Here is a 13013-nt window from a genome sequence, read left to right as displayed (position 1 = left end):
TCATCGGCGGTTTGATCTTTGTCCTTGTCTTTGGGCGTCACGGCTGGTTTGGGCCGTGGCTTGAGACTCATGATATCAAGATTATTTTTGCACTGCCTGGAATTGTACTGGCGACACTGTTTATTACCTTTCCGTTTGTTGTGAAAGAGCTGGTTCCGCTGATGGAAGAACAGGGAACGGCTGAAGAAGAAGCAGCGGTTACCCTTGGGGCAGGAGGATGGTCCATATTCTGGCGTGTAACCTTACCTAATATCAAATGGGGCCTCTTGTACGGGATGATTCTGTGCAACGCAAGGGCAATGGGTGAGTTCGGTGCCGTCTCCGTTGTATCCGGACATATCCGCGGACAGACGAATACACTGCCGCTGCATGTGGAGATTTTGTACAATGAATACCAGTTCTCGGCCTCTTTCGCAGTGGCCTCCCTGCTTCTCTTGCTGGCGCTCTTCACCCTGATACTCAAAAACTGGTTTACACGAAAAAGGACCCATTGACACCGGTTTGCGGATCGTGATAGATTCTATTCATACTAAACAGGTTGGAAAAGAGTGGATTAGTGTCGGCAGTCATATTTTTAGGAATGAATTTCATTAGCGGGTTATGACAGGGCAGGAGCCCGGCGAAGGAGGCGGTATCCATGGCGAAACCTCTACAATTAGATGAAACCTGGATAGAACGTATTGCAAGCCTATTGGACGGCATGGAATTCGGTTCACTACATATCGTTGTGCATGAAGGACAGATTGTCCAGATGGAACGCACGGAGCGCAAACGGTTTGGAAATACAGCCTCCGGCGCAATCCCTATCAAGAAACCCGATCGCGCCTCATCGCAGCCGGCCCGTTCGGAAGCGAAGTAGGGTAAGGATAAAACAAGCAGCACCCCCAGCGGTTAAGAACGCTGGGGGTGCTGCTTGTTTTATGGGCTCCGGGATGGAGGGATTATTATTCTCGTGCAGGGTTCGCCGGTGAGGGTACCGCTGGTTCGTTGTCCTTTCCAAGCCTGCGGCTTGCTGTTTCCCGTTGGCCGGTTGCAGGGACGTGCCGGCCAGCCTTGGCAAGTCCGTAAACAGGCATATTGTTATATACGGTTTCGTACTGTCCCTGCTGAACGATATACGTTTCGTGGTAAATGCCCACAGTTCCGTCCGTTCCAATGCTTCGGTTGAAATTCCTCCAGGCTGTAAGATGCTTGGCTCCATGACGTGCGTAATGCTCCAGATGCTCGAAGGATTTCCAGTATTGAATGAGACTCACACCACGCCATGACAGATGCACGCTTCCGTCCAGGAAGCCAAGCTCGCGCTGGGTATAAAGCTCACGGATCATGGGGCTCATTGCCCGAAAGACAGGCAGCCATTTATGAACTGCCCATAGGCGGTTTACCCGCATTCCAATTCTAAACACCACGAATGAATCATCCATCTGTGCCGTATACCGGCCCGGTACAACCTTGGCCATGCGGAATCCCTCTTTTCTACTAATTTTCGATCAATGCGAGCTGTGATTCATAGAACCCTAAGATATCCTCCGAAGCATAAAGCTGCGAGGTGAGAAATGCACCGTAAAAGACAGTAAACAGAAATGCTACAGCATCCGGAACAGAAATTCCGGGTTTCAGTTTACCGTCCTGAAGTGCCTCCTGCATGAACCGTTCAAACAGAGTGAACATGTTCGGAATTTTAGCGCCAAGTGTCTCATGACCGGGAAACAGAAGCTGGACTTCAGCCGGAGTGAACCCCGGCATATCCGGGTGCATTTTCATTTCCGCCAAAAAAGCGATCAAGCTTGGCATAATACCGGCTTTCTCCTTCGTTTCACTAGCGACACTGCCGAATACATACCGCACGGCATTTAAACCGCGCATTTTCTGCTCATCAATCGTGATGATTTTGTTTGTAAGCCAGACTCGCATGTAATACAGCAGCAGGTCCTCTTTTTTACGGAACAGATTGAAGAAGGTCACACGTGATACCTCGGCCATTCGGCAAATATCATCCAGCATGACTTCACGGAACATCCGGTCTCCGATTAAAGCCATGGCTGATTCATAGAGGGCAATCTTGTTTTTCGCTTTCTTGAGCTCGCGCAGGGAAGTGTGAGATTGAGTCATGAGCAGCTCCTTTGCTGTATACGACCGAAAATGTGTTCATTAAACCTAACTCATGTAAATAAATTAACATGAGTTAAGTTATTTGTCGACTATTAAATTAAGAATATATTCCAATTGAAGCTCAGGGATAACAGAAAACCCTGCAGACCAGATCTTGGTCGCAGGGTTTAACTGTATAAATATTAAATGATGTTAAGAACGTGATTTTCCGCCCGCGCCGCTGTCTCGTGGAGACAGAGGATGGGGGTAGGAAGTGTAAGCTTCATCGGTACGTTTAGAATCTTCACTGCCTGCTGATGACTGTCCAGCGTAAGTTTCCATCAGCTCCAGGTTACCGGCATACGGCCGTTCACTTCTGGAACGGGTAGAAGAAGTGAACCAGAACCCGGTCAAATACAGTACGATCTGTGCAGCGAGCACGTATGGAGACGCCTGGAACGAAACCAGGTTGATTAATGCGGCTGCCGCAATCAGCAGATGAAGTCCGTAAAAGATTACACCGAGAGAGCGGCGTTTGGAATCCATGAGCAGCCGGTAAAAGGATACGGTAGCAATCATGCAGGAAAGCCATAGCGCCCATACCGAGAAATCACTCCAAGCTTCGGGATTTCGAAGTCTGGAGATCAGGTTAAAAGTCCACAGGACCGCAGCGTAGAAGGACAATCCGGGAATCGCTGGCTTCAGCAGCATCCACAATCCGATTCCCCAGCCGGGATTTTCAATCCGGCGAAGAATAATGCTTCGTTCCTGCACAAGGCGCTTCATTTCGCGCTCGAGTGTTCTGCTTATCTGCGGCAGCCGTGTATTATCCCGATCCTGGAGATAAGTGTCGATCTGTTTCAGCAGATCCCCCGTGAGCCGATCCGCAGCCTTACATTCTTGCAGATGGCTGACAAGGGATTCATCCGGCTCAGTTGTATCCTCCGAGCGCTCAATAACGGCTGTTAGAGGCCCTGCAAGCTGGGTATAGAGGGTCAATGACTGCCGTATTCGTTCCAGCATTTCCGTCCGGGAAGCCCGAAGCCGTGCAGCACAGTATATGTATAAGCCCAGGAAAACGGCCGCCGCAAGCATCACTGCCAACAGTCCTTCCATCGAGCCGAAAATTGTTTCAATCCATTCAGCAAGGGACAAGCCGATCCCTCCTTCAAGTTTCTTATTTCACTATTGCACAAGAAGGGTCGGATTTCAAGACAAGCCGCTCTCTTTATGACAGATGGGCCCTATGATTAGGTTGTAAAGGAAGGAAGAGGCAGGGGAACCCGTTTTTACTTTGATCACCAGAGGGGTAAGTACTGTACAAGAAGAGTGGAAATGGAGGGATCACATGGATGGGTATGTTAATTGTTAAGCTGATCATAGGATTTGTGGGATTGTGGATTTTAACCCGTCTATTGGGCAAGAAGGAAATATCCAATCTGACGCCCTTTGATTTCGTATCCTCCCTTTTGCTAAGTGATATTGTGGGAGAGACTCTTTATGAAGAAGAAACCAGGTACGGTGAATTGGTTGTTGCGCTTGCAGTATGGTTCACCCTGTCTTATGTATTTGAAAAAGTAACCCAATATGCCAAGCGGCTCCGCGGTCCCTTGGAAGGAAAACCGTCCATCATTATACGAAACGGTGAAGTGGATATGAAGGAAATGAAGAGCAATAAGATCGATTTTGAACAGCTTCAGGTGATGCTGCGGCAGAAAGATATATTTTCCTTGCGGGAAGTAGCCTATGCCATTTTTGAAACGAATGGGTCTCTCAGTGTGTTAAAGAATTCAGCATACGATGAAGTTGAGCGTGGTGATTTGAAGCTCCCGGAAGAGGAAGTACATCTGTCTTATTGTCTCATTGAGGATGGGAAGATTAATGAGGACAATCTGGAGCAAATCGGCAAAGACAAGTCGTGGCTGGTTCGGAAACTGCAGGAGCAGGGGTACGATGACCCGAAAGATCTGATTTACGCGGAATGGATGGAAGACAAGGGCTTGTTGATTATGCGCCGGAACGATCAATTATAGTGCTCGAATGCGATTGGTACAGGTGGAACCTGACAGTTGCTGCGCAGGCTGTGAAAGTGAGGTTTCTTCTATGTTTTTCCTTAGGGAAACAAAATTAGCTGTGGTCAAAATCAAACAGGCTGAATATACTGCTTTAAATAGAGGATCAGAATGAACGAAGAAAGCAGTGCCTAGCCTGCATTTATGGAGGGGATTAGTATGAATAATGCTGTTCCGATCGAGAAGGGTCCCTTGAAACGTGCAACAATCACACTAGGTTATATGGTGCTGATTCTGCTTGCAGCATGAATGACGAACGAACAAGTATAAAGGCTGCCGGGATAGCGGCAGCCTTTTGGATGTGGGAAGCAGGGTTTATTTAGTTTCCGCGCTCGACAAGAGCTTTCCAGGCACGGTATTCATGAATAGCAAAGCCTTTAAATGAAGTGTGCCGGGATGCCATGGCATCTACGAGCTTAAGCTGTTCATTCATAAAGGAGGATCCTTCCTCGTAGAAAGTGATGAATGCTCCTTCATTACTCGCTTTGGTTTCTACCGCAATAATTGCTTTTTTGCCGAGTTCTGCTGCTTCTGTCATTTCAGGCACGGCCAGGTTATATATGTTAGCTGCTTGGTCACGATAAGCCATAATAGCTACGGCATCAACCTCGGACATGAGCCAGCGGCTCATCGACATGGAGTTGTCCGGCAGCTTGTACGTATGCAGCCAGAATGGAATATCTGCTGTAATTGGAAGACTGAGCTTATGCGCGCCGCTCACAAGAAACCGGATGCTGTCCTGCCACTGATAAATCAGGGAAGAACGGTCTGTATTCCACTCTTTGAGAACATGCGGCTCTACATCAATATGGATCCCGGTGAAGCGCTCCTCAGGAGCGGCTGAAGCTTGATAATCGGTAATCCAGTCAATAAACGTTGTCACACGGCTTCGTTCGGTTGCAAGCGACCAGCTTGGCGAACCGCCGAGAACGTGTACTTGAATATGTTTGGCTGTTGCTTGGCGGATGAAATTTTTATAGTATTCAGGACGAACATCACGGTTCATTTGCAGATAGAAAGTATTTATTTCATGAGCAGATGCGAAGGACAATATTTCATCAGTTGAATCCTTGATCTGAGGGGTATCCCAAAACCACGTTGCTTTTTCTTTCGGCTGCTCTTGAGCGCTGCTGGATGGAACGGAAATACTGCCGAGCAGCAGCATACAGCAGGCAAGTATCAGGCTTAGGCGGATTGGGGTAGAATGTCTTTTCATGGGGGCATGTTCTCCTTAGATATAATTTTGATAAAGCGGGACAGAAGGGACAGGTTACATCGGCATTTTGCAAAACCCAATAATTTCAGACGCTCTATAGTCCAAAGTACGGATGATGAATATTGCTTTGGTCATAGATTGGATGAGGCGTACGCCCATTGAATCACTGCAAAATACTTACATGAATCAATAAAATATGACGAATTTCGACATTCATAAGAAGAAATCCGTTGTTTTAACGTCATTTTCCAGGGTTTAGATTTCGTAAATATGCATGTCTAAATATACTATCGGCAAGAATATTGAAGTTTTGAATAGTCCACAGGTATTTTATGTTTGGGAATTATGAACTTTTTAGGTTTGAAGGATGAAGATTACGGATAATTAATTAGGAAGAGGAAAATCATAGTCCCATTGACCGGGATATAACGGAAAACAGACTAAAGGATGAAACAGGGATTGCAGATGAAAGGGGCAATATAGATATGAACATTGCAGTAGTTGGAGCAGCTGGAACAATAGGTAAACGAATTGCGGAAGAGGCCATTCGGAGGGGACACCAGGTCACTGCTGTCGTACGAAATCCGGAAAAGCTAAGTGAAGATAAAGAGAAGATGAACATCGTTCGTGCAAGTGCAGTAGACCCATCTTCTATAGCTGAGGCGGTTAAAGGGCATGATGCTGTCATTAGCGCTTACGGACCGAGGTTCGGGGAGGAGGAAGAGCTTCTTGAGGCTGCGCGGGCCTTGATTGAAGGGACACGGCGCGGAGGCGTGCAACGATTATTGATTGTTGGCGGGGCAGGAAGCCTGATTACAGATAGCGGTGATGCACTCATGGATACGCCGGAGTTCCCGTCTGAGCTGAAGACCCTGGCGATGTCCCATGCCGATGCTTATGGAATTTATAAGGAAAGTGATCTCGACTGGACTTATTTAAGTCCGGCAGCTATCATCGAACCGGGCCGAAGAACCGGACAGTTCCGAATCGGAACCGATCGCCTTATTACAGATGAAAGTGGATCGAGCCGTATTTCTGTAGAGGATTATGCAGTCGCCATGCTGGATGAACTGGAGGACCCGCAGTTTACCAGAACCCGGTTTACTGTGGCGTATTAAATAGTGTAACAATAAATCGGAATGCAGCATGATGAATGAAGCACATAAGAACGCTGACTCTCTCAGCCGATCGTTCACGGCTGAGAGACAGCGTTCTTTGTATATCTGTACGAATTAAGAACTAAATTAGCCTCTGATTGAATGATAGACAGGAAGGATTCGTCCCTGAGTCCGGGGTACATATATATTAGTAGGAAAAAAGTCTGGTTGGACTTCTGAGAAAGGGGTGGATCGAGGTGTATGTGGTTACCTCGGAACAGATGCGGGCACTGGACCGCGATACAATAGACAGAATTGGCATTCCTGCTGTTGCTCTTATGGAGAACGCAGGCAAAGCGATTGCCGAAGAGGTGTTAGCGTTGTGCCGCGCGGCTAAATCGAAGCAAGCGGGAGCATTTGAATCACACGGTATCCGTGGTGATTCGGCTCTGCTGCTCGAGCATGCGGAGGATGAGCATTGGCTCATCCTGGCAGGCAAGGGCAGCAACGGCGGCGATGGCGCAGCCGCCGCCAGGCATTTGCGTGAAGCGGGGGTCCGCGTCACGCTGCTGTATGCCGCCGAGCCGTCGACGCTGACCGGCGAGGCGGCGCTTCAGCGGGATGCCGCGGCTGCGCTCGGCATCCCGATTCGGGTCCACGGCCGGGATGAGGCCGTGGATTACCGCGCGTACACCGGGATCGTGGACGCGCTGCTTGGGACGGGCGCGTCGGGCGCGCCCCGCGGCGCTTACGCCGCGATGATACAGGCCGCCAATGATAGCGGCCTGCCGATCGTGTCCGCGGATATTCCAAGCGGACTGGATGCCGACACCGGCATGCTGTATGAGCCGTGCATGCGGCCGGTGCTGACGGTATGCATCGCTTTCCTGAAGCGAGGCTTAACCCAATATCCCGGCGCAGAAGCTGCAGGCCGGGTCGTTGTGCGCTCCATCGGCATCCCCTCGTCGCTGTGCAAAGAGCACGGCGTCCGGACTTTCCTGCTGACGCCGGATGTGCTTCGCGGCGAGCTGGGAGTAGATCCGCAGCTGCCCCGCTCGTCCGAAGGACATAAAGGTACCTACGGCCATGTACTTACCGTAGGCGGCAGCCGCACAATGAGCGGAGCCGGACTTCTGGCATCAAGGGCGGCGCTTCGCGCGGGTGCAGGGCTGGTCACTTGGGCATTACCAGAAGGGCTGCTCATGCCGATGACAGGAACTGCTCCGGAGCTGATGCTGACCCCGGGGACGGAGGATGGGCGTTATACATGGGAGGAATCCTCGGCAGAGCGAATTCTTGAGCTGCTGAAGAGCCGTGATGTACTTGCGGTTGGACCGGGGCTTGGCAGATTTGAAGGAGATGGACGCTTTCTTCGTCGATTATGGGATGAGGGTGAGGTTCCGATGATCATAGATGCGGATGCGCTCAATGCGTTATCGTCCGTGTCAGATTTTCAAGATTGGAAGCCCGCGGGAAGCGATGTTGTGCTGACACCCCATCCCGGGGAGATGTCGCGCCTAACCGGATTATCTACTGCCGAAGTACAGAAGGACCGCATAGGAGCAGCCTTAAAGTACGCGGTTGATCATCAGGTTACGCTTGTGCTGAAAGGGGCAAGAACAGTTATTGCTGCACCCGACGGACATGCATATATTAATGTAACCGGTCACGCAGGAATGGCTACCGGCGGAGCAGGCGATGTACTGACAGGGATCATTGCAGGGCTTCTTGCACAGGGCTTGACAGGTACTCAAGCGGCTGCCTTGGGAGTATGGATGCATGGACTAGCAGGTGAGAGAGCCGCCGCGCTTCGTGGCCATATCTCTTCTGTAATTGCGGGCGACCTGATTGAAGCCTTGTAATTTACAAGGAATGCCCTTAATCAGCCGTGATTCTCTTACATCACCGTCCAGCAGAGCAGGGGAACAACGAGTGCGAAGAACAGTGTAATAAGCGACTGGCTCGTAAAGGACTCTTTGCCCTTGAAATACAACAACAGCAAGATCACGCCGATAACTCCGCGATTCCATAAGATATTCCCAGCTGTGCTTTCCAATAATGAAAAAAATAAAAAACCGGCAGCTGCATACAAAGCGGCTTGCTTCAGCCTGCTGACTGGTGGAAGAAGAGACAGGGCGGCATCTGCTGTTAAGGAAGCAATCAGAGCATAACCGTATACCCAGTGTTCAATGGGAGCCGATTTTCCCAGTATGGAAGACAGCCTGTTTGAGGCCTCAGGCAAAAGCCAGGAAATGACTGTGAACAGTAACAGAATGGCACCGGCAGAGGCCAGTTTATTCAATGCATAATACCCGATGTCTTTGCGCCCGGTATTCAAAGTGATAACCTCCATTATGAATGAAATGTTTGATTCAAGGGATGATGATGATCTGCAAGCCGGGTGCAGCCTCATCATTCTGGGGTGGCGAGCAGAATGTTTCAGCTTTGTGACATTGTCCTTTCAGGAAGGACTTTTCTGCAGGTTACATATATTCACAAATAGAAATATCTGTTAAAATGAAAGCGTAACCAAAAGATGAACAGCACTTCATCATAACTTGCAGCACAGATCTTGCCGGACCCTCGTATGAATAGGGGCCTTTCTCTCGGCAGGACATTCGCTGCCGGTCAAATTCGGGGAGGTCGGGCAAAGATGTTCGAAGGTTTCTCAGAAATGCAAAATGTAGTCAGCCGGATTCATACACGTGTGGATTCGGATCAAGAAAGCGAGTATTATCGCTTGGAATTCGGCTGTGAGCGGTTTAAACACATTTCAGGTACGGAGGCTGAAGGTGACCGGAAGGTTGTGAAGGAGGAGCCGCTGCACCGCTTCAAATGGTGGAAGCATTAACGCTCAAAGCTCAAAAGTCGTTCCTTATTTAAGCCTTACAGCAAGGAGTCCGCTTCATTCTAAGTCGAAGCATTTAGCCCGGAGAAATCCGGGCTTTTTGAATTATTTTTCGATCCATGAACGGATATGAAACTATGCGGCTCACTGTAATTTTCGGATTGGTCAATTCCGATTCAACTGTACTTGTGCAGTGGACATTATACGCTTCCGAGATGACATGTGATGTTACTTATGAAAGCCTGCAATCGTTCCCCCGAATTTCAGAACTGCTTTATCTCTATGCAGAGGGCCGTTAAGGAGTGCAGCCGTATCTTTGCAATTTCACGAAAGGACTATCCTTTAAACATATAGAGACGATAACAAATACATAATGTGGTAAAATATACCTGATAAAATTATATGTTCCTTGAGATAAAGGAGATGAAACCATGAAGCCGGTAAAGCGGTCAAAGCTTCGGTTATGGGCAGGAAGGCATTACTTTACGTACCGCCGATATTGGAAGTGGATGATGACCAGGGAAGTTATTGCCGGGGAATTCGATCTGCAGCCGCTGAAATATCAAATATTCCAGCACCAGACTCCGCTTATACGCCATTTAAAGGATGTAGGTATATGGTACCACCGGAACAAGATTGTGAATTTGCGGATTGCCGTGAAGCAGCTGGATGGGCTATTAATCCGTCCGGGAGAAACGATGTCCTACTGGCGTGCTATCGGGCGCCCAACACGGCGTAAGGGTTATGTAGACGGAATGGTGCTATTTTATGGCGGATTTAAAGCGGGTCTTGGCGGAGGGCTATGCCAGCTTTCGAATCTGATCTACTGGATGTCCCTGCACAGTCCGCTTCAAGTCACAGAAAGACACCGCCACAGCTATGATGTATTTCCTGATTCGAATAGGACGCAGCCGTTCGGCAGCGGAGCGACCTGTGCTTATAATTATTTGGATCTTCAAATTCATAATCCGACGGATGAAGTATATCAATTGAGAGTAAAGGTAACAGAACGGGAGCTCGTGGGGGAATGGCGTTCAACCGGCAATCCTTTATACCGTTATGAAGTGTACGAGAAGGATCACCGCATTTCTCAAGAGGTATGGGGTGGCTATGCCCGGCATAATAGGATAGGCCGTAGAGTGTATACGGTGGACGGGGAGCTCATCGCTGATGAGGTTATTACGGAAAACCATGCATTAATGATGTACTCCCCGCTGTTAGCAGAGGCAAGCGCAGCTTGTGAATCAGGCGGGATGGAGGAGGAATAAGCATGACAGATGATCGAAACCATGACCGTAATGCCAAGGAAGCTGCGAAGGAGCGGGAACGAAAATTACATGTAACGGTCCCTTCGCCCGGGAACTCAGCAGATCATTATGGGGACGAGGACAGATACGTGGATGAGAATTTAAGAACTCTTCAAAATATCGGAGGAGGAGGACCTCCCCGCAAGGCTGACCTGGGGTCCATGCCGGGATTCCCCCGCATCGTCGGTTATTTTGTGATATATGCGGTGCCGCTGCTGTTCCTTATTCTCATTCTGATCAGTTATCTGAAATAGACGTAAGCATATATGTGAATGCGCTTGGCATAAGATCCCCGCTGAATTGACAAATGCGGAGGCAGATTGATAACATATTACTACCAAGCATTTTAGAAACAACCAACAAGCGTTTTTATTCATGTCAGAGGATTATTCCTAGTGAGTGATCTTAAAATAGGTTACGACCGGACTCCCGGAGGACTTTACAGTAATCTTGTGAAGTCTTTTTTTCTGGATTGCTGCCGGGAGGCGCTTCCTGATAAGAGGCAACCATATGACTGAACGCCTATGGGGCGGCACGCATGATTATGAACATAATGGGGGTAAAATTAATGGCTAAAGCTGTTATTATTAACGGCAGTCCCACAGTCGGCTCTCGCCTGACTGCTGTAATGGACTATGCAGAACGGAAGCTGGCAGATGCTGATTTTGAGGTGACTCGAATCAATGTAGGACAGCTGCCGCCTGAGGATCTGATTCATACCAAGTTCGCGAGTGAACATATTGTGAAGGCCAACGGTCTTGTGGCGGAGGCAGACGCAGTGATCATTGCCAGTCCGGTATATAAAGCCTCGTACACAGGTGTACTTAAGACATTTTTGGACCTCATTCCTGAGAAGGGCCTGACAGGAAAGGTTATTCTTCCCTTGTTCATCGGCGGAAGCCTGGCGCACTTGTTATCCATTGATTATTCGCTCAAGCCGGTGCTGTCATCCATTGGTGCCCGTCATATTCTTGGAGGCGTGTATGCGGTAGATGCGCAGGTTGCCCGTACCGAAGATGACGGATTCGAAATTGCCGATGTGCTTCAAGATCGGCTGGATACCGCTGTTGATGAATTGATTGAAGAGACACGTATAAGAATTAACGGTACAAGTAAGTAGTATAACGGGAAAATAGGGGTAATACGATTAGGCAGATAAAATGCTCTCATAATGGAGGTACGATATGCAAAAGCTTGTGTTTTTTGTAGGCGTGGCCGGAACAGGTAAAACAACGGTAGCGAAGAAGCTTGCTGCCCGTATTCCTGCAGCGTTTCTGGATCGGGATACCGTAGGAGGACGTTTCGTGGAGAGGTTCCTGGAAGCGAACGGGCTTGACCCGAATGACCGGGACTCCGCCTTCTATAAGGAGAACCTGCGTGATCTGGAATATGATACGACGAAGGATATCTGTATTGAGAACCTGAATGCCGGGCAGAACGTATTTATGATCTCCCCGTTTACCGCTGAACTGAAGAACCGGGAATGGATTGAAGAGGTTATTTCTGCGGCAGGCTTGACGAAGAACGAGGTTGATGTCAAGGTACTCGTAGTGACGCTTCAGGATATGGATTTACAAAAGGAGCGCATTATTGACAGACAGACCGAGCGTGACCAGTGGAAGCTGGATCACTGGGATGACTTCAAGAAACGTGTAGACTTTGTGCCTGAAGTGAACTGGGATATTCCGCAGTCCTCGATCAAGGTATTCGACAACAGCGGAGCATTGACCGATGAAAAGGTAGAGGAGCTGTATCAGTTTATTCTTGGCGAGAACTGAAATAGACAATAAACGTAAGCATTACGATGATAAGCGGCGGGCTTTCCGGACAGTATTCCGGAACCCGCCGTTTTTGGTATCGGGGGATATCCGGATATAATGGATGAGATGAACGCTCTCTACCGTGTGAAGGAGAGCAGGAAGGAGGCAGAGAGAAATCGATACTTCTGCTATGAACGCTTATATAAGAGCCGTAACTTTGATCAAAGACCGAATCCCTTCTTTTGATCAGTACCCGTTTAACCTGCCGGCGGTAAGGATGCTTGATGAGCTGAAATTCCATCCCAAGGTCACCTATATTGTTGGGGAGAACGGCATGGGGAAGTCAACACTGCTGGAGGGGATTGCAGCTGCATTAGGTTTTAACCCTGAGGGAGGAACTCTGAACTTCTCGTTTGCGACTGAAGAGACCCACTCGGAGCTATACCAATATATCCGTGCGGTCAGAGGGGTACGAAAACCGCGGGACGGGTTCTTTTTCCGTGCGGAGAGCTATTACAATGTTGCCTCTGAGATTGATGCGCTGGAGAGAGAAAACCCTGGGTTATACCGTTCTTATGGCGGGAAGTCGCTGCACCAGCAGTCGCATGGGGAGTCTTTCTTT

The 13013-nt window shown here is 48.9% G+C and carries 16 protein-coding genes; 11 read left to right on the top strand and 5 right to left on the bottom strand.

The window, feature by feature from the left end:
* Positions 1 to 494, top strand: a 494-nt coding sequence (locus BN1234_RS16470; protein ID WP_156337242.1) for a sulfate ABC transporter permease, incomplete at its 5' end; no start/stop codon positions are given.
* A gap of 143 nt (positions 495 to 637) precedes the next feature.
* The gene (locus BN1234_RS16465) at positions 638 to 859 is read left to right on the top strand and encodes a YezD family protein (RefSeq protein WP_054957756.1); all 222 of its coding nucleotides are present in this window, start codon (positions 638 to 640) and stop codon (positions 857 to 859) included.
* Between the two features lie 85 nt (positions 860 to 944).
* On the opposite strand, the gene BN1234_RS16460 is transcribed toward BN1234_RS16465, so the two are convergent.
* The 3 genes from BN1234_RS16460 to BN1234_RS16450 form a co-directional block, all read right to left on the bottom strand.
* Positions 945 to 1460, bottom strand: coding sequence for a DUF4188 domain-containing protein (locus tag BN1234_RS16460; RefSeq protein ID WP_054957755.1), 516 nt, complete (start codon positions 1458 to 1460; stop codon positions 945 to 947).
* 19 nt (positions 1461 to 1479) lie between these two features.
* Complete coding sequence (locus BN1234_RS16455; protein ID WP_054957754.1) at positions 1480 to 2112, bottom strand: TetR/AcrR family transcriptional regulator; 633 nt, start codon at positions 2110 to 2112, stop codon at positions 1480 to 1482.
* Between the two features lie 192 nt (positions 2113 to 2304).
* Positions 2305 to 3246, bottom strand: coding sequence for a hypothetical protein (locus BN1234_RS16450; protein WP_054957753.1), 942 nt, complete (start codon positions 3244 to 3246; stop codon positions 2305 to 2307).
* Between the two features lie 197 nt (positions 3247 to 3443).
* Between BN1234_RS16450 and BN1234_RS16445 the strand changes: the two genes are divergently transcribed.
* Entirely contained in the window at positions 3444 to 4124 is a 681-nt protein-coding gene (locus BN1234_RS16445; RefSeq protein WP_245640198.1) for a DUF421 domain-containing protein, read from the top strand.
* Positions 4125 to 4482: 358 nt separating this feature from the next.
* On the opposite strand, the gene BN1234_RS16440 is transcribed toward BN1234_RS16445, so the two are convergent.
* A complete protein-coding gene (locus tag BN1234_RS16440) occupies positions 4483 to 5379 on the bottom strand; it encodes a hypothetical protein (RefSeq protein ID WP_054957751.1) in 897 nt (298 codons plus the stop codon).
* 485 nt (positions 5380 to 5864) lie between these two features.
* Between BN1234_RS16440 and BN1234_RS16435 the strand changes: the two genes are divergently transcribed.
* Together BN1234_RS16435 and BN1234_RS16430 are read left to right on the top strand one after the other, a co-directional pair.
* On the top strand, positions 5865 to 6497 hold the full coding sequence (locus tag BN1234_RS16435) for an NAD(P)-dependent oxidoreductase (RefSeq protein WP_054957750.1): 633 nt from the start codon (positions 5865 to 5867) through the stop codon (positions 6495 to 6497).
* 236 nt (positions 6498 to 6733) lie between these two features.
* The gene (locus BN1234_RS16430) at positions 6734 to 8338 is read left to right on the top strand and encodes a bifunctional ADP-dependent NAD(P)H-hydrate dehydratase/NAD(P)H-hydrate epimerase (protein ID WP_054957749.1); all 1605 of its coding nucleotides are present in this window, start codon (positions 6734 to 6736) and stop codon (positions 8336 to 8338) included.
* Between the two features lie 35 nt (positions 8339 to 8373).
* On the opposite strand, the gene BN1234_RS16425 is transcribed toward BN1234_RS16430, so the two are convergent.
* Positions 8374 to 8814, bottom strand: a complete 441-nt coding sequence (locus tag BN1234_RS16425; RefSeq protein WP_054957748.1) for a hypothetical protein — start codon at positions 8812 to 8814, stop codon at positions 8374 to 8376.
* A 315-nt stretch (positions 8815 to 9129) separates the two neighbouring features.
* Between BN1234_RS16425 and BN1234_RS16420 the strand changes: the two genes are divergently transcribed.
* The 6 genes from BN1234_RS16420 to BN1234_RS16395 form a co-directional block, all read left to right on the top strand.
* Positions 9130 to 9327, top strand: a complete 198-nt coding sequence (locus BN1234_RS16420; protein ID WP_054957747.1) for a hypothetical protein — start codon at positions 9130 to 9132, stop codon at positions 9325 to 9327.
* A 428-nt stretch (positions 9328 to 9755) separates the two neighbouring features.
* Complete coding sequence (locus tag BN1234_RS16415) at positions 9756 to 10592, top strand: VanW family protein (RefSeq protein WP_054957746.1); 837 nt, start codon at positions 9756 to 9758, stop codon at positions 10590 to 10592.
* Positions 10593 to 10594: 2 nt separating this feature from the next.
* Positions 10595 to 10885 carry a hypothetical protein gene (locus BN1234_RS16410; protein ID WP_054957745.1) on the top strand — a complete coding sequence of 97 codons (291 nt, stop codon included), beginning with the start codon at positions 10595 to 10597 and terminating at the stop codon, positions 10883 to 10885.
* A gap of 314 nt (positions 10886 to 11199) precedes the next feature.
* Positions 11200 to 11751 (top strand): NADPH-dependent FMN reductase, encoded by a 552-nt coding sequence (gene ssuE, locus BN1234_RS16405; protein WP_054957744.1) that lies wholly within the window; start codon positions 11200 to 11202, stop codon positions 11749 to 11751.
* Between the two features lie 64 nt (positions 11752 to 11815).
* Complete coding sequence (locus BN1234_RS16400; protein ID WP_054957743.1) at positions 11816 to 12409, top strand: P-loop nucleotide/nucleoside kinase family protein; 594 nt, start codon at positions 11816 to 11818, stop codon at positions 12407 to 12409.
* Between the two features lie 157 nt (positions 12410 to 12566).
* On the top strand, positions 12567 to 13013 hold a 447-nt coding region (locus tag BN1234_RS16395; protein WP_156337243.1), incomplete at its 3' end, for an AAA family ATPase.

This window comes from Paenibacillus dakarensis (genome assembly GCF_001373415.1).
Taxonomy (GTDB): domain Bacteria; phylum Bacillota; class Bacilli; order Paenibacillales; family Paenibacillaceae; genus Paenibacillus_AQ; species Paenibacillus_AQ dakarensis.
The sequence above is the reverse complement of the archived record's forward strand: the minus strand, read 5'-3'. Positions and strand labels throughout refer to the sequence as shown.

Bases quoted from the DNA above. Each gene is read 5' to 3' on its own strand.
- BN1234_RS16400 (WP_054957743.1), top strand. From the start codon at position 11,816: ATGCAAAAGCTTGTGTTTTTTGTAGGCGTGGCCGGAACAGGTAAAACA.
- BN1234_RS16460 (WP_054957755.1), bottom strand. From the start codon at position 1,460: ATGGCCAAGGTTGTACCGGGCCGGTATACGGCACAGATGGATGATTCA.
- BN1234_RS16435 (WP_054957750.1), top strand. From the start codon at position 5,865: ATGAACATTGCAGTAGTTGGAGCAGCTGGAACAATAGGTAAACGAATT.
- BN1234_RS16410 (WP_054957745.1), top strand. From the start codon at position 10,595: ATGACAGATGATCGAAACCATGACCGTAATGCCAAGGAAGCTGCGAAG.
- BN1234_RS16455 (WP_054957754.1), bottom strand. From the start codon at position 2,112: ATGACTCAATCTCACACTTCCCTGCGCGAGCTCAAGAAAGCGAAAAAC.
- BN1234_RS16420 (WP_054957747.1), top strand. From the start codon at position 9,130: ATGTTCGAAGGTTTCTCAGAAATGCAAAATGTAGTCAGCCGGATTCAT.
- BN1234_RS16445 (WP_245640198.1), top strand. From the start codon at position 3,444: ATGGGTATGTTAATTGTTAAGCTGATCATAGGATTTGTGGGATTGTGG.
- ssuE (WP_054957744.1), top strand. From the start codon at position 11,200: ATGGCTAAAGCTGTTATTATTAACGGCAGTCCCACAGTCGGCTCTCGC.
- BN1234_RS16465 (WP_054957756.1), top strand. From the start codon at position 638: ATGGCGAAACCTCTACAATTAGATGAAACCTGGATAGAACGTATTGCA.
- BN1234_RS16415 (WP_054957746.1), top strand. From the start codon at position 9,756: ATGAAGCCGGTAAAGCGGTCAAAGCTTCGGTTATGGGCAGGAAGGCAT.
- BN1234_RS16440 (WP_054957751.1), bottom strand. From the start codon at position 5,379: ATGAAAAGACATTCTACCCCAATCCGCCTAAGCCTGATACTTGCCTGC.